This is a genomic window from Streptomyces sp. NPDC088733, assembly GCF_044751185.1.
GTDB lineage: Bacteria > Actinomycetota > Actinomycetes > Streptomycetales > Streptomycetaceae > Actinacidiphila.
Window position 1 is genome coordinate 23,510 of record NZ_JBIVLH010000027.1, and the last position, 23,722, is coordinate 47,231.

Annotated in this window: 25 protein-coding genes; 11 read left to right on the top strand and 14 right to left on the bottom strand. The window is 72.8% G+C overall.

Annotated elements, in window-relative coordinates; translation table 11 throughout:
* Positions 1 to 12: 12 nt before the first annotated feature.
* Positions 13 to 1,032: an aldo/keto reductase gene (locus ACIP64_RS34290; protein ID WP_401594664.1), complete on the bottom strand. Its 1,020-nt coding sequence runs from the start codon at positions 1,030 to 1,032 to the stop codon at positions 13 to 15.
* Between the two features lie 136 nt (positions 1,033 to 1,168).
* On the opposite strand from ACIP64_RS34290, the gene ACIP64_RS34295 reads away from it, so the two are divergent.
* The 3 genes from ACIP64_RS34295 to ACIP64_RS34305 all read left to right on the top strand — a co-directional run bounded on the left by ACIP64_RS34295 (position 1,169) and on the right by ACIP64_RS34305 (position 3,450).
* Positions 1,169 to 1,762 (top strand): TetR/AcrR family transcriptional regulator, encoded by a 594-nt coding sequence (locus tag ACIP64_RS34295; RefSeq protein WP_401594667.1) that lies wholly within the window; start codon positions 1,169 to 1,171, stop codon positions 1,760 to 1,762.
* Between the two features lie 96 nt (positions 1,763 to 1,858).
* Positions 1,859 to 2,266, top strand: coding sequence for a YciI family protein (locus ACIP64_RS34300; protein ID WP_401594670.1), 408 nt, complete (start codon positions 1,859 to 1,861; stop codon positions 2,264 to 2,266).
* 8 nt (positions 2,267 to 2,274) lie between these two features.
* Positions 2,275 to 3,450, top strand: coding sequence for an RNA polymerase sigma factor (locus ACIP64_RS34305; RefSeq protein WP_401594929.1), 1,176 nt, complete (start codon positions 2,275 to 2,277; stop codon positions 3,448 to 3,450).
* A 16-nt stretch (positions 3,451 to 3,466) separates the two neighbouring features.
* On the opposite strand, the gene ACIP64_RS34310 is transcribed toward ACIP64_RS34305, so the two are convergent.
* The 3 genes from ACIP64_RS34310 to ACIP64_RS34320 form a co-directional block, all read right to left on the bottom strand.
* Complete coding sequence (locus tag ACIP64_RS34310; protein ID WP_401594673.1) at positions 3,467 to 4,051, bottom strand: hypothetical protein; 585 nt, start codon at positions 4,049 to 4,051, stop codon at positions 3,467 to 3,469.
* Positions 4,048 to 5,544, bottom strand: coding sequence for a sensor histidine kinase (locus ACIP64_RS34315; RefSeq protein ID WP_401594932.1), 1,497 nt, complete (start codon positions 5,542 to 5,544; stop codon positions 4,048 to 4,050). Before ACIP64_RS34315 ends, ACIP64_RS34310 begins: the two co-directional genes overlap by 4 nt.
* An 86-nt stretch (positions 5,545 to 5,630) precedes the next feature.
* Positions 5,631 to 6,320, bottom strand: coding sequence for a response regulator (locus ACIP64_RS34320; RefSeq protein ID WP_401594676.1), 690 nt, complete (start codon positions 6,318 to 6,320; stop codon positions 5,631 to 5,633).
* Positions 6,321 to 6,473: 153 nt separating this feature from the next.
* Between ACIP64_RS34320 and ACIP64_RS34325 the strand changes: the two genes are divergently transcribed.
* The 5 genes from ACIP64_RS34325 (at position 6,474) to ACIP64_RS34345 (ending at position 11,994) form a co-directional block, all read left to right on the top strand.
* Positions 6,474 to 7,373: a DUF3152 domain-containing protein gene (locus tag ACIP64_RS34325; protein WP_401594679.1), complete on the top strand. Its 900-nt coding sequence runs from the start codon at positions 6,474 to 6,476 to the stop codon at positions 7,371 to 7,373.
* Positions 7,374 to 7,614: 241 nt separating this feature from the next.
* Positions 7,615 to 8,520 (top strand): hypothetical protein, encoded by a 906-nt coding sequence (locus ACIP64_RS34330; RefSeq protein ID WP_401594682.1) that lies wholly within the window; start codon positions 7,615 to 7,617, stop codon positions 8,518 to 8,520.
* Positions 8,517 to 9,923 carry a Tat pathway signal protein gene (locus ACIP64_RS34335; RefSeq protein ID WP_401594685.1) on the top strand — a complete coding sequence of 469 codons (1,407 nt, stop codon included), beginning with the start codon at positions 8,517 to 8,519 and terminating at the stop codon, positions 9,921 to 9,923. Before ACIP64_RS34330 ends, ACIP64_RS34335 begins: the two co-directional genes overlap by 4 nt.
* A complete protein-coding gene (locus ACIP64_RS34340; RefSeq protein WP_401594687.1) occupies positions 9,920 to 10,660 on the top strand; it encodes an ABC transporter ATP-binding protein in 741 nt (246 codons plus the stop codon). The genes ACIP64_RS34335 and ACIP64_RS34340 overlap by 4 nt, the downstream gene beginning before the upstream one ends.
* Positions 10,657 to 11,994 carry an ABC transporter permease gene (locus ACIP64_RS34345; RefSeq protein WP_401594690.1) on the top strand — a complete coding sequence of 446 codons (1,338 nt, stop codon included), beginning with the start codon at positions 10,657 to 10,659 and terminating at the stop codon, positions 11,992 to 11,994. The genes ACIP64_RS34340 and ACIP64_RS34345 overlap by 4 nt, the downstream gene beginning before the upstream one ends.
* A 77-nt stretch (positions 11,995 to 12,071) precedes the next feature.
* Here ACIP64_RS34345 and ACIP64_RS34350 read toward each other — a convergent pair whose 3' ends face one another.
* The 3 genes from ACIP64_RS34350 to ACIP64_RS34360 all read right to left on the bottom strand — a co-directional run bounded on the left by ACIP64_RS34350 (position 12,072) and on the right by ACIP64_RS34360 (position 15,419).
* Positions 12,072 to 13,034, bottom strand: coding sequence for a quinone oxidoreductase family protein (locus ACIP64_RS34350; protein ID WP_401594693.1), 963 nt, complete (start codon positions 13,032 to 13,034; stop codon positions 12,072 to 12,074).
* Between the two features lie 15 nt (positions 13,035 to 13,049).
* Entirely contained in the window at positions 13,050 to 13,814 is a 765-nt protein-coding gene (locus tag ACIP64_RS34355) for an SDR family NAD(P)-dependent oxidoreductase (RefSeq protein WP_401594696.1), read from the bottom strand.
* A 123-nt stretch (positions 13,815 to 13,937) separates the two neighbouring features.
* Positions 13,938 to 15,419: an MFS transporter gene (locus tag ACIP64_RS34360; RefSeq protein ID WP_401594699.1), complete on the bottom strand. Its 1,482-nt coding sequence runs from the start codon at positions 15,417 to 15,419 to the stop codon at positions 13,938 to 13,940.
* A gap of 275 nt (positions 15,420 to 15,694) precedes the next feature.
* On the opposite strand from ACIP64_RS34360, the gene ACIP64_RS34365 reads away from it, so the two are divergent.
* Complete coding sequence (locus ACIP64_RS34365) at positions 15,695 to 16,339, top strand: TetR/AcrR family transcriptional regulator (RefSeq protein ID WP_401594702.1); 645 nt, start codon at positions 15,695 to 15,697, stop codon at positions 16,337 to 16,339.
* 102 nt (positions 16,340 to 16,441) lie between these two features.
* Complete coding sequence (locus tag ACIP64_RS34370; protein ID WP_401594704.1) at positions 16,442 to 16,894, top strand: MarR family winged helix-turn-helix transcriptional regulator; 453 nt, start codon at positions 16,442 to 16,444, stop codon at positions 16,892 to 16,894.
* Between the two features lie 9 nt (positions 16,895 to 16,903).
* Here ACIP64_RS34370 and ACIP64_RS34375 read toward each other — a convergent pair whose 3' ends face one another.
* The 7 genes from ACIP64_RS34375 to ACIP64_RS34405 form a co-directional block, all read right to left on the bottom strand.
* Positions 16,904 to 17,314 (bottom strand): hypothetical protein, encoded by a 411-nt coding sequence (locus tag ACIP64_RS34375; protein ID WP_401594707.1) that lies wholly within the window; start codon positions 17,312 to 17,314, stop codon positions 16,904 to 16,906.
* 165 nt (positions 17,315 to 17,479) lie between these two features.
* On the bottom strand, positions 17,480 to 18,385 hold the full coding sequence (locus ACIP64_RS34380) for an NAD(P)H-binding protein (protein ID WP_401594709.1): 906 nt from the start codon (positions 18,383 to 18,385) through the stop codon (positions 17,480 to 17,482).
* Positions 18,382 to 18,801: a hypothetical protein gene (locus ACIP64_RS34385; RefSeq protein ID WP_401594712.1), complete on the bottom strand. Its 420-nt coding sequence runs from the start codon at positions 18,799 to 18,801 to the stop codon at positions 18,382 to 18,384. Before ACIP64_RS34385 ends, ACIP64_RS34380 begins: the two co-directional genes overlap by 4 nt.
* Before the next feature lie 332 nt (positions 18,802 to 19,133).
* Positions 19,134 to 19,583, bottom strand: coding sequence for a DUF2199 domain-containing protein (locus ACIP64_RS34390; protein ID WP_401594935.1), 450 nt, complete (start codon positions 19,581 to 19,583; stop codon positions 19,134 to 19,136).
* A 184-nt stretch (positions 19,584 to 19,767) separates the two neighbouring features.
* On the bottom strand, positions 19,768 to 20,970 hold the full coding sequence (locus ACIP64_RS34395; protein ID WP_401594714.1) for an ABC transporter permease: 1,203 nt from the start codon (positions 20,968 to 20,970) through the stop codon (positions 19,768 to 19,770).
* Positions 20,967 to 21,659: an ABC transporter ATP-binding protein gene (locus ACIP64_RS34400; RefSeq protein WP_401594937.1), complete on the bottom strand. Its 693-nt coding sequence runs from the start codon at positions 21,657 to 21,659 to the stop codon at positions 20,967 to 20,969. Before ACIP64_RS34400 ends, ACIP64_RS34395 begins: the two co-directional genes overlap by 4 nt.
* A gap of 5 nt (positions 21,660 to 21,664) precedes the next feature.
* Entirely contained in the window at positions 21,665 to 22,783 is a 1,119-nt protein-coding gene (locus ACIP64_RS34405) for a peptidoglycan-binding protein (RefSeq protein WP_401594716.1), read from the bottom strand.
* 302 nt (positions 22,784 to 23,085) lie between these two features.
* Here ACIP64_RS34405 and ACIP64_RS34410 point away from each other — a divergent pair, with 302 nt between their 5' ends.
* The gene (locus ACIP64_RS34410) at positions 23,086 to 23,655 is read left to right on the top strand and encodes a hypothetical protein (RefSeq protein WP_401594719.1); all 570 of its coding nucleotides are present in this window, start codon (positions 23,086 to 23,088) and stop codon (positions 23,653 to 23,655) included.
* Positions 23,656 to 23,722: the final 67 nt, after the last annotated feature.

A 23,722-nucleotide genomic window follows, 5' to 3' on the forward strand; every position in this document is an offset into this window, starting at 1 on the left:
ATCCTGCTGATGTCAGCGGCGCCGCAGCGACGGGTCGAGCAGGGCGGGCGGCGTGTCGAACTTCTCGTGCGCGGCGAGGTCGGCGCCCGGCGGGACGATCGCGTCGATCGCGTCGAGCACATCGGCGGAGAGCGTGATGTCCGCGGCGGCCAGCTGCGCGTGCAGGTGCTCCGGCGTGCGGGGGCCGATGATCGCGCCGGTCACGGCGGGGTGCGCGGTCACGAATCCGAGGGCGAGCTGGATCATGGTCAGACCGGCCTCGTCGGCGACCGCGGCAAGGCGCTCCACCGCGTCGAGCCGGGCGCGGTTGGAGGGTACGGACAGGTCGAAACGCTGCGGCAGGAGCGCCGAGCGGTGGGTGGTGATCTCCCGGCCCGCGCGGACCGCCCCCGACAGCCAGCCGGAGGCCAGCGGGCTCCACACCAGCACGCCGAGGCCGTACTCCTCGGTCACCGGCAGGACGTGGGCCTCGGCACCGCGCTGCAGGATCGAGTAGCTGGGCTGCTCGGTGACGTACCGGCCCACGTGGTGCTCCCGGGCGGCCCACTGGGCCTGGACGAGGCGGTGGGCCGGGAAGGTCGAGGAGCCGAAGTAACGGATCTTTCCCGCGCGTTGCAGGTCGGTCAGGGCCGACAGCGTCTCCTCGTCGCTGGTCGCCGGGTCCCACCGGTGGATCTGGTAGAGATCGACGTGATCGACGCCGAGTCGGCGCAGGCTGTCGTCGAGGGCGGTGACCAGCCAGCGGCGGGAACCGCCCCGGTGGTTGCGTTCGTCGCCCATCGGCATGGCCGCCTTCGTGGCCAGCACGATGTCGTCACGGCGGCCGGCGACGGCCTTGCCGACCATCTCCTCCGACTGCCCGTCGCCGTACATGTCGGCGGTGTCGATGACGTTGATCCCGCCCTCCAGGGCGGCGTCGACGATCGCGGTGGCCTCGTCCTGGGTGGTGCGTCCGATCGGGCCGAAGTTCATCGCGCCGAGCGCGAGGGAGCTGACCTGCACACCGGTGCGGCCCAAGGTGCGGTACTGCATGACCGTGTCTCCTCTGGAACTGCTTGGTCGTAGGCCCCCTGCTCTGGCATCATGAGCAAGCGGAACCTTGTTCCGTTAACGATACGGAACGACGTTCCGTTTAGCAAGCGCGATTCGGCAGGGGAGGCACGCCGCGGTGAACGACAGCGACGCGGGCGCGGTGGGCGCGGCCCGGCCCAAGCGGGCGGACGCCCGGCGCAACAAGGAGACCCTGCTCGAAGCGGCCGCCGCGAGCTTCGTCGCGGCGGGCGTCGAAGCGCCGGTGCGCGACATCGCGGCCAGGGCCGGCGTCGGGACGGGCACGATCTACCGCCACTTCCCCACGCGGGCGGATCTGATCATCGCCGTCTACCGGCACCAGGTCGAGGCGTGCGCGGAGGCCGGACCGGCGCTGCTGGCCGGCGCGGCGAGTCCGTACGTGGCCCTGGCGCAGTGGATTGATCTCTTTGTCGATTTCCTGGTCACCAAGCACGGACTCGCCGCGGTGCTGCAGTCCGACCACACCGAGTTCGACGCCCTGCACGCCTACTTCCTCGACCGGCTGCTGCCCGTGTGCGCCCAGCTGCTCGATGCCGCGGCCGGCGCCGGGGAGATCGGCACCGGCACCGACGCGTACCAGCTCATGCGCGGCGTCGGAAACCTGTGCATCGGCGCGGAGAGCGATCCCCGCTACGACCCGCGCGTCCTGGTCGGACTCCTCGTCGCGGGACTGCGTTCGGCCCGGCCCTGAATTCGTGTGCCCCGCCGTGTCGAGAACCGGCGGCCGGCTCCGTCCCAGGGGTGAAGGCGGCCACAATGGGCCGCACCAGGAGCGAGGAGAACGACCATGGCCAAGTACCTGCTGCTCAAGCACTACCGAGGCGCTCCGTCCGCGGTCAACGACGTGCCCATGACCGAGTGGACGCCGGAGGAGATCTCGGCGCACATGCAGTACATGCACGAATTCGCGGCCCGGCTGGAGAAGACCGGCGAGTTCGTCGACGGTCAGGCGCTCGCCCCCGAGGGGACCTGGGTGCGGTACGACGGCGAGGGGCGGCCGCCCGTCACCGACGGCCCGTTCGCCGAGACCAAGGACCTCATCGCCGGCTGGATGGTGATCGACGTCGACAGCCACGAGCGCGCCGTCGAACTCGCCGGGGAGCTGTCCGCCGCACCCGGAGCGGGCGGGAAGCCCATCCACGAGTGGCTGGAGCTGCGCCCGTTCCTGACCGCTGCCCACACCATCACCGAGTGACCTCTGCCATGGACGAGGCCCTGCTCCGGAGCCTCACACCGAGCGTGCTCGCGATCCTCGTCCGCCGCGGAGCCCCCTTCGCGGCGGCCGAGGACGCCGTGCAGGACGCGCTGGTCGAGGCGGTCCGCGTCTGGCCGGACGACCCTCCGCGCGACCCCAAGGCGTGGCTGGTCACCGTGGCCTGGCGCCGGTTCCTCGACGCCGCCCGGGCGGACGCCGCCCGGCGCCGGCGCGAGGACCTCGTCGACGAGGAGCCGGTGCCGGGGCCCGCGCCGGGCGCGGACGACACGCTCCAGCTCTACTTCCTGTGCGCCCACCCGTCGTTGACGCCCTCGTCCGCGGTCGCGCTCACCCTGCGCGCCGTGGGTGGTCTGACCACTCGTCAGATCGCCCGGGCCTACCTGGTGCCCGAGGCGACGATGGCGCAGCGCATCAGCCGTGCCAAGCGCACCGTCTCCGGCGTGCGCCTGGACCGGCCCGGCGACGTCGCCACCGTGCTGCGCGTCCTCTACCTGGTCTTCAACGAGGGCTACTCCGGCGACGTCGACCTCGCCGCCGAGGCGATCCGCCTCACCCGTCGACTCGCCGCCGCGATCGATCATCCCGAAGTGGCCGGGCTGCTCGCCCTGATGCTGCTCCACCACGCCCGGCGCGCCTCCCGGACCGCGCCCGACGGCAGCCTGGTGCCGCTCGCCGAACAGGACCGCGGCCGGTGGGACACCGGGGCGATCGCCGAGGGTGTCGCGATCCTCCAGGCGGCCCTCGCCCGCGACCGGCTGGGCGAGTACCAGGCCCAGGCCGCCGTCGCGGCGCTCCATGCCGACGCGCGAACCGCCGAGGAGACCGACTGGGTGCAGATCGTGGAGTGGTACGACGAGCTGGTGCGCCTGACCGACAGCCCGGTCGTCCGGCTCAACCGCGCGGTGGCCGTCTGCGAGGCCGACGGACCGCGCGCGGGGCTCGCGGCGCTCGCGGCGGTGACCGGCTCCCCGTCCGGCTCCCCGGGCGCGGACCCCGTTCCGCGCCACACCGCGGTGGCGGCCCATCTCCACGAGCGCGACGGTGATCTCGTGACGGCGGCACGGCTGTACGCCGAGGCGGCCCGCAGGGCCCCCGACCTCGCCGAGCGTGATCATCTGACGCGCCAGGCCGCCCGGCTCAACGCCCTCCTGCGCGGCGGCTGACCGGCCGCTGCCGCCGCTACGGACGGACGGGAAACGGGCACGCGTCCGCGGGGAGCGTTCTCGTCCACCCGTTGCCGACCGCGCGGACGTTCTTGGGCGCCGGCTTGCCCTGTCCCTGGACGGAAGCATCCGCGCCGCCGGTCCCTCCCACCGAGGTGACGGACCGGGAGTCCAGCGGCACGAGCGCGTGGGTCACCGTGCACGTCAACTGGAGCATGGCCGCGTGGCTGAAGGGGCTGAGGTTCCCCGGGAGCAGGACGGAGACCGTGCCGTTGTCGGTGGTCGCATGCGGTGCCGCGATCATGCGGGGCAGCTCTGTGGTGGCGGACTCCGCGGCCTCGCTCTTGGCCGGTCCGTCGAACAGCAGGGCCAGGACGGCGCTGAGCTCCCGGGCGCCGACGACCTTGCGGCCGTAAGGTGCCGGAACCCCGTTGACGAGGAAGTACACATCGGCCGACGACGCGGGCTGCGCGTCGGCGCGGGAAATGCCGCTCGCCGGTTCGCCGGCCTGGATGACGCCGGACGGGGGGACACCGCACGCCCCCAGCGTGAGCGCGGCCGCGGCCCCGACGAGCAGCGCCGCCGCACGGGAGCGCTTCACCGGGCACCCGCCGCGGCGTCGTCGTCGGCCGTCGAGGACTCGCGGTGCAGGGGGAGTTCGACGGTGAACGCCGCCCCGCCCCAGGGCTGGTTCGCCGCGCTGATGCGGCCGCCGTGCAGGTGGACGTTCTCCACCGTGATGGCCAGGCCGAGCCCGCTGCTCTCGCTCCTGGTGCGCGAGGCGCCGGCCTTGTAGAAGCGCTCGAAGATGTGCGGCATCGCCTCCTCGGCGATCCCGGGTCCGCTGTCGGACACCTCGATGACGGCCCACGCCAAGCCGCTTCGCTCCTCCCGCACGCTCATGGTCAGCCGCACGGGCGGCGCCCCGTGCCGCAGGGCGTTGCCGACCAGATTGGCCATGACGACGTCGAGGCGGCGCGGATCCACGCGCGTCCTGAGCACGCCGGGCCCCGGCAGGTCGGTCTCCACCTGGTCCTGCCACCCCCGGGAGGCGAGGGTGCGGCGTACCGACTCGGCCAGGTCGACCTCGTCCAGGTTGGGTTCGATCGCCCCCGCGTCGAAGCGGGAGATCTCCATCAGGTCCTCCACCAGGGCGCTCAGCCGGATGGTGCCCTCACTGATGAGCCGCAGTGCCTCGCCGGTCTCCCGGTCGTGGTGCAGCGCGTTCTCGTCCAGCACGTCGGTGAGTGCCGCCATCGCCGTCAGGGGGGTGCGCAGTTCGTGGGAGACGTCCGCGGCGAAGCGGCGCGCCTGGGCCTCCAGCCGGCGCAGTTCGGCGACCGACCGCTCCAGCGCGGCCGCGGTGTCGTTGAAGGACTGGGAGAGGTCCGCCAGTTCGTCGGAGCCGTTGACGGCCAGCCGGACGTCGAGGTGCCCCTCGGCCATCCGGCGCGTCGCGCGGCGCAGCGCCCGTACGGGGCGGAGCACGCCGCTGGCGGCCAGCAGCGCCAGGACCACGGCGAGGGCGAGTGCCACCAGTGTGGCGCGCTCGATACCGCTGACCATCGCCTGGACGTAGCCGTTCTCCGCGTCCTGCGGCACCACCAGGTACATGACCATCCCCGAGAGCAGGAGGTTCTTCGACGGGGGGTTGGCGTAGGTGATCGGCATGCCGACGACGAGCCAGGGGTGCCCGTCGGCGTTCACCCGCTGGAACACCGCGGCGGGAGTGGTGCGCACGGAACGGAGCAGCGTGGGGCTCAGCCGGTTGAAGTCCGGACTGGTCGACCAGGCGCGGAGGGTGCCGTAGGTGGCCAGGACCCGCCAGTTGCGTTGCGGGTTGTCGTAGAGCACATGGTTGACGGCCGCCTGCAGGTCCTCCTGGCCCGGTGTCGAGGGGGTGTAGACGGCGACGTTGTCGACGCTGTGCCGGAACTGCTGGATCACCGAGTCCTGGCTCTGCTGGAGGACGCCCGTACGCGCCTCCCGGAAGGCGAGCGCGCCGGTGCTCAGGGAGCTGGCCACGGCCACCAGCGCGAAGGCCACCACCAGGCGGGCGCGCAGGCCCCGCAGCGGCAGCGGCGCCTTCGCCAGGGCCGCCCCGAGGAACCGCTTCGGCCGGGGAGCGGGCTCGCCGGCGGCCGCGCCGGCCTCGCGGGCCCGTACGGATCTCCTGCCGCTCACGGGGAGACGAACCGGTAGCCGAAACCGCGGACGGTCTGGATGTACTGCGGATCCCCGCCCAGTTCGCCCAGTTTGTTGCGCAGCCGCTTCACGCAGGCGTCCACGAGCCGTATGTCGCCGTGGTAGCTGTGCTCCCAGACGGCTTCCAGCAGTTGCTGGCGGCTGAAGACCTGGCCGGGCGAGGCCGACAGCGTCAGCAGCAGCCGGAGTTCGGAGGGGGCGAGCGCGACGGGGGCGCCGTGGTGCGTCACCACGAGCCCGGCCCGGTCGATGACCAGCGCGCCGTGCGACTCCGCCCTGGGGCGGATGCCGTCGGCGACCGACGCGTCCTGCCGGCGCAGTACGGCCCGTATTCGGGCGTCGAGCACCCGGGCCTGCACGGGCTTGACCACGTAGTCGTCGGCGCCGGCCTCCAGGCCCACGACCACGTCGATGTCGTCCCCCTTGGCGGTCACCATGATGATCGGCACCTGGTCGCGGTCCCTGATCCGCCGGCACACGTCGAGGCCGGACATGCCGGGCAGCATGAGGTCGAGCACCACCACGTCGGGCCGGAAGGGGCGGAGCTGCTCCAGCCCCTCTTCGCCCGTACCGGCGGCCACGACGTGATGGCCCTGGTGCCGCAGCGCCAATTGCACGGCATTGCGGACATCCGGGTCGTCTTCGACAATAAGGACTCGCGACACCTCGACAGTGTACGCAGACCGTATTCGGTGATCGGCCCGCGAAGAGCCCCTCCCGGGGCCTGTTACAGAAGGGTCATAAGGAGAGCTGCCCGTTATCTTCTTGTGACTTTCCGAACCTATGGCGATCATCTGAAAAGACCAGTTTGAGCTGCCATGTATTCGGCACGAGAGCGGGAATCCGCACCGCCCACCGAGAGCGCGGCCGCCCACCGCAGTCGCCGGCAGGGCGACTCCGGGCACGGCGGGCGCCGCCGGACGTCCCATCGCCGCCGTCCGCGCCGCCGGGGCGGGCGCTGGCTGATCCTGGTCATGGCGGCCGCCGGTCTGCTCGGCTCCGCCATCTTCCTCCTCGACGGCGGGCGGAGCGACGCGTCCAGCAGTACGCAGCCCCCGCGGCACGTGACGCACCTCACCCACTCGCCCGCGCCCCGTCCGAGCCCGACGCCGACGCCGACCCCGACACCTACCGAGATCGACGTCCCGGCGACGGGCAGCGGCATGTTCACCACCGCGCGGGCCGGCGGCGAGAAGGTCGGCCGCGGTCCGCATCTGATCCGCTACGCGGTGCAGGTCGAGACCGGGCTCGATGTCTCCCCCGACGAGGCGGCGCGGGAGATCGCCGGGATACTCGCCGCCCCCAGGGGCTGGACCCACAGCGGCAACAACTCGTTCCGGCCGGTGGGCGCGGGGGAGCCCTACGACCTCGTGATCAAGATAGCGACACCGGGGACGGCGGACGCCCTGTGCTGGGCGGGCATCCACCAGAGCACCCACGGCGAGTACAACTGCGAGATCCCCGGCGGGGTGGTGGTCAACCTCAAGCGCTGGGTGAAGGGCTCGCCCACGTTCGACGGACCGATCCACGAGTACCGCGCGCTGATCATCAACCACGAGATGGGGCACTCCCTGGGCCTCACGCACATGACCTGCGGCGGCCCCGGCCAACCGGCCCCCGTCATGATGCAGCAGATCAAGGGGCTGCACGGCTGCGTCGCCAACGCCTGGCCGTACGACAAGAACGGCCACTACGTCTCCGGGCCGCACGTGCCGTAGGGGGCCGCCCCGGCCTCCGTGACGGGCCGAGTCCCGCCGTTACAGCCCGGTCATCGTCCGGGCCGCGGGCCATCACCTGCGGACGCCACTCTTCAACCCGGCGGCACCCCTTGGTCGTCGCGGGCGTCCGCGGCTCCGGAAGCCGCAGGCGCGGGCACTACCCCGCCGCCACGCACCCCACCCCACCCTCTCGATCGGACGGAAGAGCATGTCTGGATCCCGCACTGTTCGGAAACTGGCCGTGGCGGTGAGTCTGCTGCCGCTGCTCGCGGCCTGCGGCTCCGGCGCGGCGTCGCACGCGGCGGACGGCGGCGGGAAGTCCCCGGCGGGCTCGTCCGGGGAACTCGACGTTCCCGCGGACGCCGGCGCGGACCTCAAGAAGCAGTACCTCATGGAGAACGCGGTCGCGGCCTGCATGAAGAAGCAGGGGTTCGTCTACACGCCCGTGGCCCCCGAGGACCCCTTGGCCTCCTGGGACACCGACGGGGCGGACTACCGGCTGACGGAGAAGTACCGGCAGAAGTACGGCTTCGGCATCTACGCGGCCTTCGTCTACCCCGACGACCCCCAGGCACCGGGCAGCAAGGCGGCCCAGAACGCCTCGACCGTCTCTCCCAACGCGGACTACGTCGCCACCCTCACGGCCTCGCAGAAGACCGCCTACGACAAGGCGCTGGGCGGCCCCCCGGACCCGAAGACCGGCGAAAAGGGGTGGTCGGGCTGCGAGGGATCGGCCAACCGCCAGGTCTACGGCTCCGCGTCGCCCCAGGAGCGCGGCAATGCCTCCGCGGCACAGGACCAGGCGAACGCGCAGGCACTCAACGGCGATCCGCAGCTGATCGCGCTGGCCCAGGCGTACGCCTCGTGCCTGAGCAAGGACGGCATCCACGTCACCACCACGCAGCCGACCGGCATCGGGGACATGGTCAAGTTCCAGGCGAGCATGTCCACTCCCCCCAACGCGCGGATCGGCACCGTGACCCCGGACGGGACCCCGCTGGACACCATGGGCAAGGACGAGGCCCTGCCGCTGCTCACCAAGGACATCGCCCTGGCGCTGCAGGACCTGAAGTGCGGCAAGGAGTTCCGGGCCGCCTACTTCCCGAAGTTCCTCAAGGCCCCGACCAGCGGCGGCGGTGCCGGATGAGCCGCCGCCGCGACCGGGTGGGCAGCCGCCCCCGGCAGTTGGGGATCATCGTCTCCGCGGTGGGGCTCGTCGGGGCTGGCGGCTGGTTCGCCGGCTCGCAGATGCAGTCGCCGGCGGACGCGGCGGCCGCCCATCGGCCGCCGGAGGCCGGACCGGTCACCGTCGCGGTCCAGCGGCGGGCGCTGACGGCGAGTGTGGTGGCGCAGGGGTCGGTGGAGTTCGCCTCACCGCAGAGCCTCGCGCTGGCCGGGCCGGTCGGATCCGCCGACTCCGGCTCCGGCGGGTCCGGCTCCGGGGCCGGTGACGCCGTCGTCCAGCGGGTCACCAAGGCGCTGGTCGCCGGGTCGGAGGTGAAGGAGGGCGACGTGCTGATGCAGGTGAGCGGCCGGCCGGTCCTAGTGCTGCGCGGCACCGTCCCGATGTACCGCACGCTGGGGCCCGGCACGTCGGGGGACGACGTCCGGCAGCTCGAGCAGGCCCTGAAGCGGCTGGGGTTCACCTCCGCCGGAGCCACCGGGACCTACGGGCTCGGGGACGCCACCGCGGTGAGCCGCTGGTACCGGAGCAAGGGTTTTCACGCCGAGGAGCCCAGCGTCGCGGACAAGCAGCAGCTGGGGACGCTCGAAGCGGCGGTGACCACCGCCCAGCAGGCCGTCCTCGCGGCCGCGGGTGCGGGCGGCGGTTCCGAGGGCGCCGGCAGCGGCACCGGTGACGAAGAGGCCAGGCTGCAACGGAAGGCGGCGCAGCAGCAGTTGGACGCGGCCAATGCGGCGCTGGCCGCCTTCCAGGCCGGCTACGGGACCAAGGTCCCCGCCGGTGAGGTGATCTTCCTGCCGGATCTGCCGGCCCGCCTGGACAAGGTGTCCGTGAAAATCGGTGACACACCGTCAGGAATCCTGGGCACGGTCACCAGCTCCCGGGTCGTGGTGCAGGCCGTGGTCCCCGGCAGCGACGCCACATTGCTCCACAAGGGCATGACGGCGCAGGTGGAGACCCCCGACGGCGGAAGAGCGGTGGGGAAGCTGGTGGCACTCGGCGACGACGTGCCGAAGAACGACGCGGGGAACGGCCAGGACACGGCGGGAACCTCGGGCGGAGGTGGCGGCGACGCCGCGGCGCCCGTGCCGGTGCAGATCTCCGTCCCGTCGGGGAAGCTGACCGGCAACGCCAACGGGTCCGCGAAGGTGACCATCGAGGTGGGCTCGTCGGACGGCAAGGTGCTGACGGTGCCGATCGCCGCGCTCCACACGTCGGCCGACGGGCAGGCCAGGGTGCGGGTCCGTCGCGGCAGCACCGTGGTGGACGTCCCCGTCAAGGCGGGTCTGTCCGCGGAGGGCCAGGTGGAGGTCACGCCCACCGGCGACGCCCTGAAAGCCGGCGACTCCGTGGTGATCGGCCAGTGAACGGCCCGCGGACGCTCCTCCTGCCCGCCGTGCCCGCCGTGCCGGACGCGGACACGGTGATCCAACTGGTCGGCGTCGACCGGGCCTTCGACTCCGAACCGCCGGTGCACGCCCTGCGGGACGTGAACCTGGCCGTCCGCCGCGGGGAGCACCTGTCGATCGTCGGCCCGTCCGGTTCCGGCAAGTCGACGCTGCTCAACACCCTGGGCCTGCTCGACCGCCCCACCGCGGGCGCCTACTGGCTGGACGGGGTGGAGACCAGGACGCTCGGCGACCTGGAGCGCACCTCGCTGCGCGGCAGCCGGATCGGATTCGTCTTCCAGTCCTTCCACCTGCTGCCCTACCGCACGGTGGACGAGAACGTCATGCTGGCCGAGGCCTATCGCCGGCCGCGCCCGGGACGCGGCCGCGCAGGCCGCCGCGCGCGGGCCGAACAGGCCCTGGAACGCGTGGGCCTGGCGCACCGGGCCGGCTTCCGGCCGGACCGGCTCTCCGGCGGCGAGCGGCAGCGCGTGGCGATCGCCCGCGCGCTGATGAGCGAGCCCGCCCTGCTGCTCTGCGACGAGCCGACCGGCAACCTCGACAGCGAGAACACCGGCTCGGTGCTCGACCTCTTCGACGAACTGAGCGAGCAGGGCATGACGTTGGTGGTGATCACCCACGAGGAGGCGGTCAGCAGGCGGGCCGACCGGCGGGTGCGGATCAGTGACGGACGGCTGACCGAGGAGACCCGATGAGGGCCCGGCTGCGCGCCAGGGCGCGCGTGCTCGAACTGGCGGCCGCGGCGGACCGCGCGGCAGCGGGCCCCCGCAAGCCGGGCCGCGGGCGACGGGCACGGCGCCGCGGCAGGGCCGGGGGCATCGAGCGCCCCTGGATGGACCTCCGGGACCTGGGGAGCGAGGCGCTGGCCGGGGTGCTCGCCCGCCCGATGCGCTCCGCCCTGACCACACTGGGCACCGTCCTGGGCATCACCACCCTGGTCATCACCATCGGGGTCTCGGCCACCGCGGGCAACCAGATCGTCGGCCGCTTCGACGCCCTCACCGCGACCTCGGTCACGGTGGTGGTCCCGCCGCCGCCCCCGTCGGCCGACCCCGTTCCACTGGTGGACTGGTCGGGCGTCGACGCGGTCCGGCGGTTGGCCGGGGTCGAGTCGGCGGCGGCCCTCGCCGACTCCCAGGCCACCGCGAACGTCCAGGTGCGGGCGAACGACGTGGTGGCCCCCGGCGACCTCACCGGCCAGACGCTGGCCGTCCTCGCCGCGTCGCCCACGCTGCCCGCCGCGGTGCGCGGGCGGATGACGACCGGGCGCTTCTACGACGACGGGGACATCGCCCGGCACGACCGGGTGGCGGTGCTCGGCGACCAGGCCGCACGGCTGCTCGGCATCAGCTCGGTGCGCGATGCGCCGGCGGTCTTCCTGGGGGGCCAGGCCTACACCGTGATCGGGATCCTCGGCGGAGCCGAGCGCGAGCAGCAGCTCGCCGCGGCGGTGATGCTGCCGCCCACCACCGCCCAGGACCAGCTGGGCCTGGGAGCGGTGACCCGGGTCCTGATCAACACCGCGCTCGGCGCGGCGCTCCAGGTCGCGCACCAGGCGCCGATCGCGCTGGCCCCGGGTGCCGAGGACGCCCTCGCCGTCACCGCACCGCCCGACCCGGCCAAGGCGCGCAAGGGAGTCCAGGGCGACGTCAACGGCCTGTTCCTGGTCCTCGGACTGGTCTCCCTGGTGGTCGGGGCCATCGGCATCGCCAATGTGACGCTGGTGACGGTCATGGAGCGGATCGGGGAGATCGGGCTGCGCCGCGCGCTGGGCGCCTCCCGACGGCAGATCGCCGCCCAGTTCCTGGTGGAGTCGACGACCATCGGCCTCCTCGGCGGCGTCCTCGGCGCAGTCCTCGGCATGGTCGTCGTCGTGGCCGTCTCCGCCGCCAGGGACTGGACCCCGGTCCTGGACGTCCGCCTCGCGTTCGGGGCCCCGGTCGCCGGAGCCCTCGTCGGACTCCTGGCCGGCCTCTACCCGTCGCTGCGGGCGTCGCGTATGGAACCCGTCGACGCCCTGCGCTCCTGAGACACGGCGAAGCCCCGGGCGGACGGGCCGGCACCCTGTCCACCCGGGGCTTCCCCGGCCGTCGAACGTGCCCGGGCCTAGGGGATGAGCAGCAGCTTCCCGACCGTTCCGCGGGACTCGATGTCCCGGTGGGCACGTGCCGCTTCCCGCAGCGGGTAGCGACCGCCGACGAGCGGTGCGAGCCTCCCCGCCCGCACCATGGCGAAGATCTCGCCGGTGCGCCGGACCAGTGCCTCACGCGTCGGCACATGGTCGTTGAGCACCGGGTACGTCAGGAAGACGCTGCGCCGCAGGTCGGTCGGCCTGAGGGACGGGATTCCCATCATGGGGCCGTAGAAGGCGTGCACCCCGTGGGGGCGCAGTGCGAGCTGGGACGACCGGAACGTCGGGGTGCCGCCGCCGTCGTAGACGACGTGGGCGCCCTCACCGCCGGTGAGGTCCCTGACCCGGTCCTCGAAGCCGCCGCCGGACCACACCAGGACGTGGTCGGCGCCGGCCTCCCGCGCCGTTGCCGCCTTCTCCTCACGGGAGACGAGCCCGATCACGGTGGCGCCGCGCGCCTTGGCCATCTGCGTGAGCAGCAGGCCGACGCCGCCCGCCGCGGCGTGCACCACCGCCGTGGTGCCGGGGCCGACCGGGTAGGTCTCCGTGACCATGTGGTGTGCGGTGATCCCCTGCAGCATCACGGCGGCCGCCGTCCCGTCCGCGATGCCGTCCGGGACCTTCACCACCGAGGAGGCGGGCAGGGCGATCAACTCGGCGTAGCTGCCCTGGTGGTCGTACCACGCCACCCGGTCGCCGACCGCCGGCCCGTCGACGCCCTCGCCGAGGGCGACGACGCGGCCTTCGCCTTCCGCGCCCAGGACCAGTGGCGCGGTCCAGCCGGTGGCGCCGTGCTGCCGGATGCCGGTGTCCATGTAGTTCACACCGGCGGCGGCCAGCCGTACGAGCACCTCGCCGGGGCCCGGAACCGGATCCGGCAGCTCGGTCCAGGTCATCACCTCGGGGCCGCCGTGCTTCTCGATGCGGATCGCGTGCATGTGGGGAACGCCCTTTCAGTAGCCGGCGGTCAGGCCGCCGTCGATGGCGAGCGCTGCGCCGGTGATGAACGGGCTCTCGTCGCTGAGCAGGAACGTCGCGAACGCGGCGATCTCCGACTCGTCGGCGGCGCGGCCGGTCGGCTGCCGGTCGAGGAGGGCGCTCGCGGCTGCCGGGTTGCTCTTGGTGAAGCCCTGCCACAGCGGGGTGTTGACCAGGCCGGTCACCAGGGCGTTGACCCGTACGCCGTCCTTGGCGGCCTCGAGCGCCGTGGAACGGGTCAGGCCCACGACTCCGTGCTTGGCGGCCGCGTAGGCGGCCGCGGCCGGGTCGCCGACCATGCCGACCACGGAGGCGTTGTTGACGACGGAACCGCCGCCGCTGGCGACGATCGCCGGGATCTCGTACGTGAGGCTGTGGAAGACACTGGTCAGGTTGAGGGCGATGACACGGTTCCAGAAGGACGTGTCGATGTCGCGGAGCGCGCCCTGGCTGTCGCCGCCGCCGGCGTTGTTGAACGCACCGTGCAGGCCGCCGAATTCGGTGACGGCGACGTCGACCAGGTGGGCGACCTCCTCCTCGACTGTGACGTCGGTCGGGACGAACAGGGCCTTCCCGCCCTCGCGGGCGATCTCCGCCGCGGTCGCCTCGCCGCGTGCCCTGTCGCGGGCGCCGATGAGCACGGTCGCCCCCTCGGAGGCGGCTCGCTTCGCGAACGCGGCGCCCATGCCGGAGGTGCCTCCGGTGACGACGACGACCTTGGACTGAAGGCGGTTGGACATGCTTCTCCCTTGGTTGCCCGGCGTGGCGGGGCCACGGGTTGCCGGGACGGACTGGTGCGGGGGTGCGGGGGTGGGGGGGGGCGGGTGCGCGGCGCGGACGGCGCCGGCGGATGCCGCCCGGGGTCAGTGGACGGGGGCGGGGGCTTCCAGGGCTTCGGCCCCGGCGGCGGCCGAACCGTGCTCCGGGCGGGGGGCGTTCACCGCGAAGAAGGAGAACAGGGCGGCCACGGCCAGGAATCCGGCCGCCCACCAGAACCCCACGCTGAAACCGTGGACCAGTGCGGCGGGGGTCGCCGCCCCGCCGTGCCCGCGGTGGGCGGCGAGATAGGCCGCGGTGGAGCTCGCGGCGACGGTGTTCAGCAGGGCCGTTCCGACCGAGCCGCCGACCTGCTGGGAGGTGCCGACCATGGCGGAGGCGACGCCCGCGTCCTGCGGGGCGACCCCGTGGGTGCCCAGGCTCATGGCGGGCATGAAAGCGGTGCCGATGCCGAGGCCGGTGATGACCTCGGCGACGGCGAGCAGGCCGTACGAGCTGTGCTCGTGCAGGAGGGCGAGCAGCAGTACGCCGACGCCGCTGACGAGGTAGCCGCCGGCCATGAGCAGCCCGGGGCGCATCCTGGCGGACAGCCGGGTGCCCAGGAGCATGGAGCCGGCGCCCTGCGCGACCCCCAGCGGCACGAACGCGAAACCGGCCGCGACGGGGGAGTAGCCCTTGACCAGCTGCAGGTAGTAGCTGAGGAAGAGGAACATGCTGAACATGCTCATCACGCCGAAGGCCACCGAGACGTAGGCGCCGGCCCGGTTGCGTTCGGTCAGCACGTGCAACGGGAGCAGCGGCGACGCGATCCTGCCCTGCGTGATCAGGAAGGCCAGGAGCAGCACCGCGCTCCCGACGAGCATGGCGACGGTGAGGCCCGAGCCCCAACCGCGGCTCTCCGCCTCGGAGAAGCCGAAGACCAGGGCGACCAGTCCGAGGGTGGCCAGGATCGCGCCGGGCAGGTCGATGCGGCCGCGCCGTTCCGCGCCGGGGACGTCGTGCACCACGGTGAGCGCGCCGACGATGCCGACGACGGCGAACGGGATGTTGACGAACATCGACCAGCGCCAGTTCAGGTACTCGGTGAGCACACCGCCCAGCACCAGGCCGAGCACGCCGCCCGCGGTGGCGATGGCACCGTAGATGCCGAACGCCTTGGCCCGCTCCCTGGCGTCGGTGAACGTCAGCGAGATCAGGGCGAGCGCGGCGGGGGCGAGCAGGGCCCCGAACACACCCTGTCCGGCACGGGCGATCAGCAGAACGCCCAGGCCGTTCGCGGCTCCGCCGAGCGCGGACGCCAGGGCGAAGCCGACCAGCCCGATGGTGAACGCGCGCTTGCGGCCGAGCAGGTCGCCCAGGCGGCCGCCGAGGATGAGCAGACCGCCGAAGGCCAGCCCGTAGGCGGTGATGACCCACTGGCGGCCGCCGTCGGAGAAGTGCAGGGCGTGCTGTGCGGAGGGGAGCGCGATGTTCATGACCGCGCTGTCCAGGAACACCATCAGCTGGGCGATCGAGATGAAGAGCAGTGCCGCCCAGCGGCGCGGATGCGGATGACGGGGTGCAGACATGGCAGGGCGTTCTCTCGGTGCGGGAGGAGGAGACGTCGGTGCGGAGACGGGCTCCTGGACGCGACGTCGTCTTAAAGACGCGGCTCCTGGCGCTCGGGGGGCCCGGGGGCCCGGGGCGCAAGCGGACCGCGTGGTCAGCTTGACCGTAACACGTAAGCGGACCGGGCGGTCACGTTAACTGCGCCACAAACGGACCGGACGGTCATGTTCGGCTCCCGTGAAACTGACCCATGGGTCCGGTTGAGTTAGACTCGCCGCGGTACGAAGGAGGCGCCATGACGGAACCGGCAGCGGCCAGACCGATGCGCAGCGATGCCGTACGGACCCGGAAACTGCTGGTCGGCGCGGCGTCCAAGGCGTTCGCCGAGCGGGGCGCCGAGGTGTCCGTCGCCGAGATCGCGGGGCTGGCCGGGATCGGCAAGGGGACCGTGTTCCGGCACTTCCCCACGAAGGGCGACCTTCTCGCGGCGATCGTCTCCGAGAAGATGCACGCCCTCGCCGCGACCGGTGAGCGGCTGACGCAGGCGGCGGACCCCGGGCCCGCGCTGTGCGAGTTCATGAGCGCCGCGATCGAACTCCAGGTCGAGGACCGCGCCTTCTGCCAGGTCGTCGACGGGGTGGCCCGCGACCACGCCGAAGTGCGCAGGAGCCAGGAGAGGGTGGCCGCTGTCACCGACGCGCTGACCGACCGCGCGCGCCGGGACGGAGCCGTCCGCCCGGACATCACCGGCCAGGACGTCATGCTGATGATGAGCGGGATCCCGCAGACCACGTCCCGCCTGCACGCGTCCCAGCCGCACCTGTGGCGCCGCTACCTGCGCCTGGTCTTCGACGGCATGCGCGCCACCGGCGTCCCGCCGCTCCCGGGCCCCCCGCCCGGCACGGGCAGTGCGGACCCCCTCACGCCCGCGGGCCCCTGAGCCCGGTGCCGGGCGATACACCCGGGCCGGCGGGCATCGCCCGCCGTTTCCCATGTGCGAGCATTTGCTCGTATCGTGGGAGGGCAGAGTTTGGAGGGGACGATGACCGCCACACCCGCGGACGACGACGTCGCGTGCAACAGCCTGGCCCTGCGCAAAGCGGCGCGGTACCTCGGCGCGACCTACGACAAGGCCCTGGCGCCGGTGGGCCTGCGCGGCACGCAGTTCAGCATCCTGCAGAAGCTCAGCGTGCTCGGCGAGATGACGATCACCGGCCTCGCCGACGTGATCGCCATGGACCGTACGACGATGGCCTCGAACCTCAAGCCGCTGGTCCGGGAGGGACTGGTCACCGTCGAGCCCTCGCCGGCCGACCGCCGGGCGCGGATCGTCACGCTCACGCCCGACGGGCGCTCCCGCGTGAAGGCGGCGCTGCCGCTGTGGAGAGAGGTGCAGACCCGGTTCGAGGAGAGCTTCGGCGACGCCGAGGCCGCCCGGCTGCGCACCGCCCTCGAAGCCGTCCTCCACACCGGTTTCACCCCCTGGGCCGAGTAGGCGCGGGGCTCAGGACCCGTCGGCGAGGAAGTGCTCCGCGAGGGATGTGCCGGCGAACTCCCGGTGCATCTCGCGCGAGAAGAGCAGCATCGCGTTGCGCGGCCGGTGGTTGACGACGAGCTTCTCGCACTCGCCCGCGGCGTTCCGGGCGACCGTGACGACGACGTGGAGGGGCTCGCCCTTCACCTGGGTGCGGTACTCCTCGATGAAGCCGTTGTCGCCGTAGTCGCCGGTGTACGCGAAGTCCTGGAACTCGTAGAGCCCGCGGGCGGCCGTCACCACCGCGCGCACGGCCTCCGGGCCCTGGATCGGGCCGTTGTCGATGAACGAGCCCTGGCCGGTGACGTTGTCGGCCGGCTTGTCCAGCCACCACGGGTAGTAGCCGAGTCCCTGGTCGTTGCCGCTTTCCGTGTTCGACATGGTGTGCCTCCTCGAGGACGGGGTGATGGGGTTCCAGGCGCCGTTCACCGGCCGGCGGTGTCCGGCCGGGCGCCGCGCTCGTGCAGCCGTACCCCGGCAGACGTCCGGCCTGCTTCAAGGCGCTTGAGGCAGGCCGGACATGTGGGTGAGCGGGGCCGAAGTCGCTCAGCCCAGGTAGAAGTCCTTCCGGGCGGCCACGAACGCCTCGATCGACTGGGGAGCGGTGCCGGTCACCTGCTCGACACCGTCGGAGGTGCGGTCGTAGCGGTTCTCCCGGTGCAGTCGGCCCATGGCCGCGATGTGGCGCTCGATGTGCGGCGGCAGGCCCACCTTGGCCAGGACTTCGGTCTCCCACCGCTCCTGCGGCACGTCCACGTAGGACACCGTGCGGCCCAGCGCACGCGAGAACTCCGCGGCCAGCTCGTGCATGTCGACCGAGCGAAGACCGGTGAGTTCGTGCACCTGCCCGATGTGCGGAGCCGGATCGCGCAGCACCGTGGCGATCACGCGGGCGACGTCGTCCACGGACACCGGTGAGGTGCGTCCTGCGCCGAACGGCAGCGCGATGGTGCCGTTCTCCTGGATGGTCCGCGCCGCGAGTGCGGTGAACAGCGGGTTGTCCAGGAACGAGGTCGGCCGGATGTGGACCACGGGCAGGGCCGACCAGTCCAGCACCTGCTCGGCCAGCCAGTGCAGCCGCTGCTGGTGGGACTCGCCGGTGCTGGTCGCCGTCATCTGCGACACCGTCATCTGCGAGAGGTCGACCAGGGCGTCCAGTTCGCCGTACTCCCGTGCCACCGAGGCCACCACGGTGGCCGCCAGGAGGTGATCGGGCGACACGCGCATGGCGAAGTACATGCGCGACACGCCTTCGAGGGCGGCCGCCACGGTCTCGGGCCGCGTCAGATCGCCGACGACGATCTCCGCGCCGAGCTCCCGCAACGCGGCCGAACGCTCGTCCTCGCGGCGGACCATGACACGCACCGGTATGCCGTGGGCACGCACATGGTCGAAGACCACGCGGCTCACGCCGCCGGCGCCGGACAGGAGCACGCGACGGCCGGCGGTCATCGGCCGGCCTCGTCGGCGAGGAAGTGCTCCGCGAGCGGGGTGCCGGCGAACTTCTCGTGCATCAGACGGGAGAAGCGCAGCAGCGCAGTGCGCGGCCGGTGGAGCACCGCGAGATCCTGGGCCTGCCCGGCGGCGTTGCGGACCACCGTCACGACGACCTTCAGCGGCTCGCCTTGGACCGAGGCGTCGTAGATCTCGAGGAAGCCGTCGTCGCCGAAGTCGCCGGTGAAGCCGAAGTCCTGGAACTCGTACAGCTCGCGGGCCTTGACCACGATGGCGCGCACGGCCTCCGCGCCACGTGCCGTGCCGTTCATCGCCGCGCCTTCGAGGGTGGCGTCGGCGGCCAGGTTGTCGAGCCACCACGGGTAGTAGCTCAGCCCCTGGGTGGCGGCGTTCCCGGTGTCCGGATCGGGCATGTCCAGTCTCCTTCGGAGGTCGGTCGACGGCCCGGGCGCAGGCCGTGGGCAGCCTCGGTTGATAATTATGAGCATATGCTCCTATTGGAGTGCGGGCAAACGACGCGCCGCCGACGGTGCCACAAGGGTTCGTGCAGGTGCCGGTCCGTGCCCCGGGTGAAGCCCACGTCCCCGGAGCCGAAGGGCGCCCCGCCGGGACGTAGCGGCCCGGACCGCCGGCGCCGACGGGCGCGGTGGTTTCGGGCGGCGGGGCATGCGGTCGGGGATACGTGGCCCGATCGGCCACACCCCGTGCGCTGGACGACTTCGGTGCGGCCTTCGCCCGGGGTGGCTCAGGACGGATGCAGCACGGCCATGGCGATCTCCCGCACCCGCTCCCGGCTGATCCCGGTGCGCTGTTCGACGGCGAGCGGATGGCTGGTGGGCTCCAGCTCGACGAAGGGCCGCCGGCCGATCGGTCGCGTGTGGACGTGGGTCTTCAGATTGGTGGTGCCGGGGGAGTAGAGCGCGAGCTCCGTGCTGAGCCAGCCGAACGACGGCGGCTCGGCCTCGCGGCCCTCCGTGTCCCACACCTCGAGGGCGCGGGCGAAGTTGTCCCTGCTCAGGGAAACCCAGACGCCCCAGGAGAAGACGTCCTGGCCGCCGATCACCGGTATCTCGATCAGGCCCCTGACGAAGAAGTGCTGACCCTTGATCACGCACTGGTCGGAGGAGAGCATGCTGTCGGGATCACCCTCGAAGCGGCGATCCCAGGCGTCGGGGGCCATGGTCGAGTAGCCCATGGGGAGTTCCGCATGGTGTTCGCCGCAGTGCGAGCAGGTGAAACCGAGATCGGTGGACATGGCGCGAGCCTAGTGACCCCCTGCGCAGGGGTTCCCCGGGCATCGGGCGGCCGTCCGCGAACGCCGGGCTCCGGCGGCGCTCCGCGAGGTCCGTCCGCGGAGCGCCGCCCGGCGCCCCCGGGCGTCAGGTGGAGCCGAGCGCCTCGGTCGGCGGGAGCCTGCTGGCCCGGAGGGCCGGGTAGAGGCCGGCCAGGCCGCCGATGACCTGCGTGGCGGCGAAGGCCGCCGCCAGTGTCCACAGGGGGATGACCGAGGGCCAGTGCTGGGTGACGGCGAAGCCCGAGGTCGCCGCGGCGCCCAGGAGGATGCCCCCGCCGCCGCCGAGGCCCGACAGCAGGAGTGATTCGGACAGGAACTGCAGGCGGATCTGCCCCCTGGTCGCGCCCAGGGCCCGGCGCAGGCCGATCTCGGACCGCCGCTCCAGCACCGAGATGACCATGGTGTTGGCCACTCCCACCCCGCCGACCAGCAGCGCGACCGCGCCGAGGGCGAGCAGCAGGGCGCCGAAGGTCCTGTCGCCGGCCTGTTTCGCCGCCAACGCGTCGGAAGGCCGGGAGACGGAGACCTCGAAGGGGTTCTCGGGGTTGGCGGTCCGCGCGAGCACGCCGCGGACCGCGTCGACCTGGTCGTCCAGGGCGCGGGTGTAGATGGTGGTGGGGTGCCCGTCGAAGCCGAGCCGCTGCTGGGCGTCGGGCCAGCCCACCAGCACCGCCGTGTCGAGTTCGGGGGCCAGCGTGACGGGGTCGAGGATGCCGATGACGCTGTACCACGTGCCGGCGACGAAGATCTGGATCCCGGCGTCGGGGGCGGCAAGGCCGAGCCGCCGCGCGGCCACGGAGCCGAGCACCGCGGCCGGGTACCGGGAGGTCGCCGCGTTGAGCCAGGTCCCGGAGCGGACGGTGGCCCCGACCGTCGCCGGCAGATCGGTGCGCGCCGCGTACAGGGCCAGCCCGCCGCTCTCCTGCGGGGGGACCTTGTCGGAACGGTAGACCTTGGCGCCCTCGATCCGGCCGACCGCGGAGACGCCGGTCACCGGTCCGATCCGCCCGATCATCCCCACGGCCTGCTCGGGGAGGCTGCTCTGCCGCCCGTCGAGGCCCTGTCCCGGCTGGACGGTGAGGAGGTTGGTGCCCAGTTGTGCCAGCAACCGGTCCAGGCCGGCTCGCGACGAGGCGGAGACGGCCACCACGGCCACCATCGCCGCGATGCCGATGGCGATGCCGAGCGCGGACAGGAACGCCCGCAGCGGTCTGGTGCGCAGGCCCACGCTGCCGACGCGGACCACGTCCCGCGGTCGCATCCGCGCGGGGCGCAGGGGTGTGGTCATGTCCGTGCCTCCGCATGCGCCCGCCCCGGCCCGCTGTCCGGGACGATCCGGCCGTCGCGCATGCGGACCTGGCGCGGCAGGCTCCGGGCGATGCCCTGGTCGTGGGTGATGACGACGATCGTGGTGCCGCTCCGCTGCAGTTCCGTGAGCAGCGCGAGCACCCCCTCCCCGGACGCGGTGTCGAGATTTCCCGTGGGCTCGTCGCAGAGCAGCAGGGCGGGGTCGCCCATCACCGCGCGGGCGATGGCCACGCGCTGCCGTTCGCCGCCGGACATCTGCTGCGGCCGGTGGCCGAGCCGGTGGCCGAGGCCCACCCGGTGCAGCGCCGCCTCCGCCATCCGGCGGCGGCGTGCCGTGCCGACCCCCGCGTACAGCAGCCCGTCACTGACGTTGTCCACGGCGGACAGTCCCGGCGCGAGGTGGAACTGCTGGAAGACGAAGCCGATCCGGCGGGCCCGCAGCGCCGACAACTGCCGGTCCGGCAGCCGCCGTACGTCGTGCCCGTCGATCTCGACCCGTCCGCGGGTCGGCAGGTCCAGGGTGCCCAGCAGATGCAGCATGGTCGACTTCCCCGAGCCGGACGGCCCGACGACGGCCAGCAGTTCGCCGCGGTCGATCGTCATGGACACCTCGTCCACGGCGGTGACGTCCCCGGGATACACCTTGGTGACCCGCTCCAGGCGGACCATGGGGGTCACTGCGGCACCCCGACCCTGGATCCGGCCCTGATGCCGGGACCGGAGACCTCCACCTTGCCGGAGGCGAACATCCCGGTGGTGACCGGCACATACGTCGACGTGGTGCCGTCCACGACCTGCAGGCCGTACCCGCCGTCGGCCAGTGCCACCAAGGCCTCCACCGGTACCGCCAGGACGTTCCGGTGCACCAGGGCGGTGAACGTGACCTCCACGCCGGCGCCGTCGAACGGTGCGGCGGCCCGCTGCGCCCCGGCACCGGACAGCGCGACCAGGACCTGCACGGTCGGGTCCCCGGCGGGTCCCGCGTCCGCCTCGCCCGGGTCGGCACCCGTACCGGTGCCGCCGCCGGCGGCCGAGCCCGAAGCCGCCATGGCCACGGTCGCCGGCACCGTCGAGCCGTCGGGCAGCGTCACCTTGATCCTGCTGCCGGGGACGGCCAGCGGCTTGTCGGCCAGTTTCAGCTGCGTGCGCACCGTCCGGGTGGTGTCGGTGGCGGCCATCACCTGCTGTCCGGCGACCGCCGCGTCACCGGTGGAGACCTTCTCGTCGCTCACCCGGGAGGGCCCGGGCAGGAACACCACCTGTCCCAGGGCCACGGCGCCGGTCACCTCCTGCCCGGTGTCCTTCTGCCACCGCCGGACGGCGGCCCCGGTCTTGGCGGAGAACGTGCTGTCCACCGTGAAACCGCCGTAGCCGAGACCGGCGAGGTTCTGCTCCAGCTCCAGCACGTCGTCCCCCACCACGCCGGCCTTCAACTCCCGGTAGGCCGGCAGGAGCCCGTACAGCAGGGTCACCGGGCGGTCGTCCACGGCGAAGAGCCGCTGCCCCCGGGCGACGGTCGCGCCGACGGCCGGCAGCGCGGTGTACGTTCCCGCGAGCCTGTTGCTGACCTGGACCGGGTGGGCGAAGCCCAGCGTCCCGGGTGCTGTCGCGGTCTGCGTCAGGGTCTGCCGGGTCACCACGGCGGTGGCGACCGCGAGTTTCCGGGAGGGCGCGGGCGCCCGGTTCCCGGTGCGGATGCCGACGACCGCCACCGCGACCGCCGCGCCGGCCACCACCACCGCCACGGCCACCAGCAGGGGCCGCCTGCTCCGCGGCTGCGAGCGCCTACCCACGGGACCGTCCCGACGGCTCGCTGCGGCGGCCGCCGACCGCCGTGGCGCTGTGCCTCATGTGCTGCTCCTCATGACTGTCCTCATGGCTCGTTCACGCCGTACTGCCACCGGGGCCCGGACGCCTTGCAGTGGTCTGCGTCACAGGGGCGCCCGTCGGCGCCGTGTGAGGCGCGTCACGGGAAGGCGCCGCTGCCGGGCGGCAGTACGGGATGCCGAACGGCCGCTCTCGCGCCGGACCCGGACACGAGGAAGACGAGGAAGACAGAGCCTTGAGAAGTCGTACATCACTGACGGTGGCCTGCATGGTGACCACGGGCCTCGCGGCCCTGGCCGCGTGCGCCGGCGGCCCGTCCGCGGACAGCGCCGACCGGACCATTCCCACCGCCCAGGTCGCGGCCCCGTCCGCGCCCGGCACCGCCACCGCGCCCGCCCCGAGCACTTCAGCCCCTTCAGCCGTCCCGACCTTCAAGGACCGGAGCGAGGCGACGGGCACGAAATACGCGCGGTGCATGCGGAGCAACGGCGTCGACATCCCGGATCCGGCCACTCCGGAGTTCACCGTCGACTACCCGCCGACCGCCAAGGGCAAGGCGGCCTTCCGCGCCTGCTCACCGTTCCTGCCGGAGAAGTTCCACGCCCAGCTCCCCACCGCCGAGGAACTGGAACAGGACTTCGCGTTCGCCAAGTGCATGCGCGCGGCAGGACTGACGGACTACCCCGACCCGGACGGCAAGTACGGCGGCGAGGTCATCGACACCCGCTCCCAGTGGTTCCACGACCCGCGGCTCGAGGACATCAACAAGAAGTGCCACACGACCTACCCCCTGGCCGGGAGGGCGAGCGGACCGCGCGACTTCGGCCCGATGGGCTGAGTCCGGGGTGATCGGCCGCGAGCGGCCGGACGTACGGTGAGCTCCACGACGCACCGCCTCGCGGGAC

What these genes read in the sequence shown, in the direction of transcription:
- ACIP64_RS34370 (WP_401594704.1), top strand. Translation starts at nt 16,442, where the DNA reads ATGACCGCCACACCCGCGGACGACGACGTCGCGTGCAACAGCCTGGCC.
- ACIP64_RS34410 (WP_401594719.1), top strand. Translation starts at nt 23,086, where the DNA reads ATGGTGACCACGGGCCTCGCGGCCCTGGCCGCGTGCGCCGGCGGCCCG.
- ACIP64_RS34325 (WP_401594679.1), top strand. Translation starts at nt 6,474, where the DNA reads ATGTATTCGGCACGAGAGCGGGAATCCGCACCGCCCACCGAGAGCGCG.
- ACIP64_RS34335 (WP_401594685.1), top strand. Translation starts at nt 8,517, where the DNA reads ATGAGCCGCCGCCGCGACCGGGTGGGCAGCCGCCCCCGGCAGTTGGGG.
- ACIP64_RS34365 (WP_401594702.1), top strand. Translation starts at nt 15,695, where the DNA reads ATGACGGAACCGGCAGCGGCCAGACCGATGCGCAGCGATGCCGTACGG.
- ACIP64_RS34305 (WP_401594929.1), top strand. Translation starts at nt 2,275, where the DNA reads ATGGACGAGGCCCTGCTCCGGAGCCTCACACCGAGCGTGCTCGCGATC.
- ACIP64_RS34400 (WP_401594937.1), bottom strand. Translation starts at nt 21,659, where the DNA reads ATGGTCCGCCTGGAGCGGGTCACCAAGGTGTATCCCGGGGACGTCACC.
- ACIP64_RS34395 (WP_401594714.1), bottom strand. Translation starts at nt 20,970, where the DNA reads ATGACCACACCCCTGCGCCCCGCGCGGATGCGACCGCGGGACGTGGTC.
- ACIP64_RS34345 (WP_401594690.1), top strand. Translation starts at nt 10,657, where the DNA reads ATGAGGGCCCGGCTGCGCGCCAGGGCGCGCGTGCTCGAACTGGCGGCC.
- ACIP64_RS34385 (WP_401594712.1), bottom strand. Translation starts at nt 18,801, where the DNA reads ATGCCCGATCCGGACACCGGGAACGCCGCCACCCAGGGGCTGAGCTAC.
- ACIP64_RS34350 (WP_401594693.1), bottom strand. Translation starts at nt 13,034, where the DNA reads ATGCACGCGATCCGCATCGAGAAGCACGGCGGCCCCGAGGTGATGACC.
- ACIP64_RS34380 (WP_401594709.1), bottom strand. Translation starts at nt 18,385, where the DNA reads ATGACCGCCGGCCGTCGCGTGCTCCTGTCCGGCGCCGGCGGCGTGAGC.
- ACIP64_RS34390 (WP_401594935.1), bottom strand. Translation starts at nt 19,583, where the DNA reads ATGGGCTACTCGACCATGGCCCCCGACGCCTGGGATCGCCGCTTCGAG.
- ACIP64_RS34375 (WP_401594707.1), bottom strand. Translation starts at nt 17,314, where the DNA reads ATGTCGAACACGGAAAGCGGCAACGACCAGGGACTCGGCTACTACCCG.
- ACIP64_RS34290 (WP_401594664.1), bottom strand. Translation starts at nt 1,032, where the DNA reads ATGCAGTACCGCACCTTGGGCCGCACCGGTGTGCAGGTCAGCTCCCTC.
- ACIP64_RS34360 (WP_401594699.1), bottom strand. Translation starts at nt 15,419, where the DNA reads ATGTCTGCACCCCGTCATCCGCATCCGCGCCGCTGGGCGGCACTGCTC.
- ACIP64_RS34355 (WP_401594696.1), bottom strand. Translation starts at nt 13,814, where the DNA reads ATGTCCAACCGCCTTCAGTCCAAGGTCGTCGTCGTCACCGGAGGCACC.
- ACIP64_RS34300 (WP_401594670.1), top strand. Translation starts at nt 1,859, where the DNA reads ATGGCCAAGTACCTGCTGCTCAAGCACTACCGAGGCGCTCCGTCCGCG.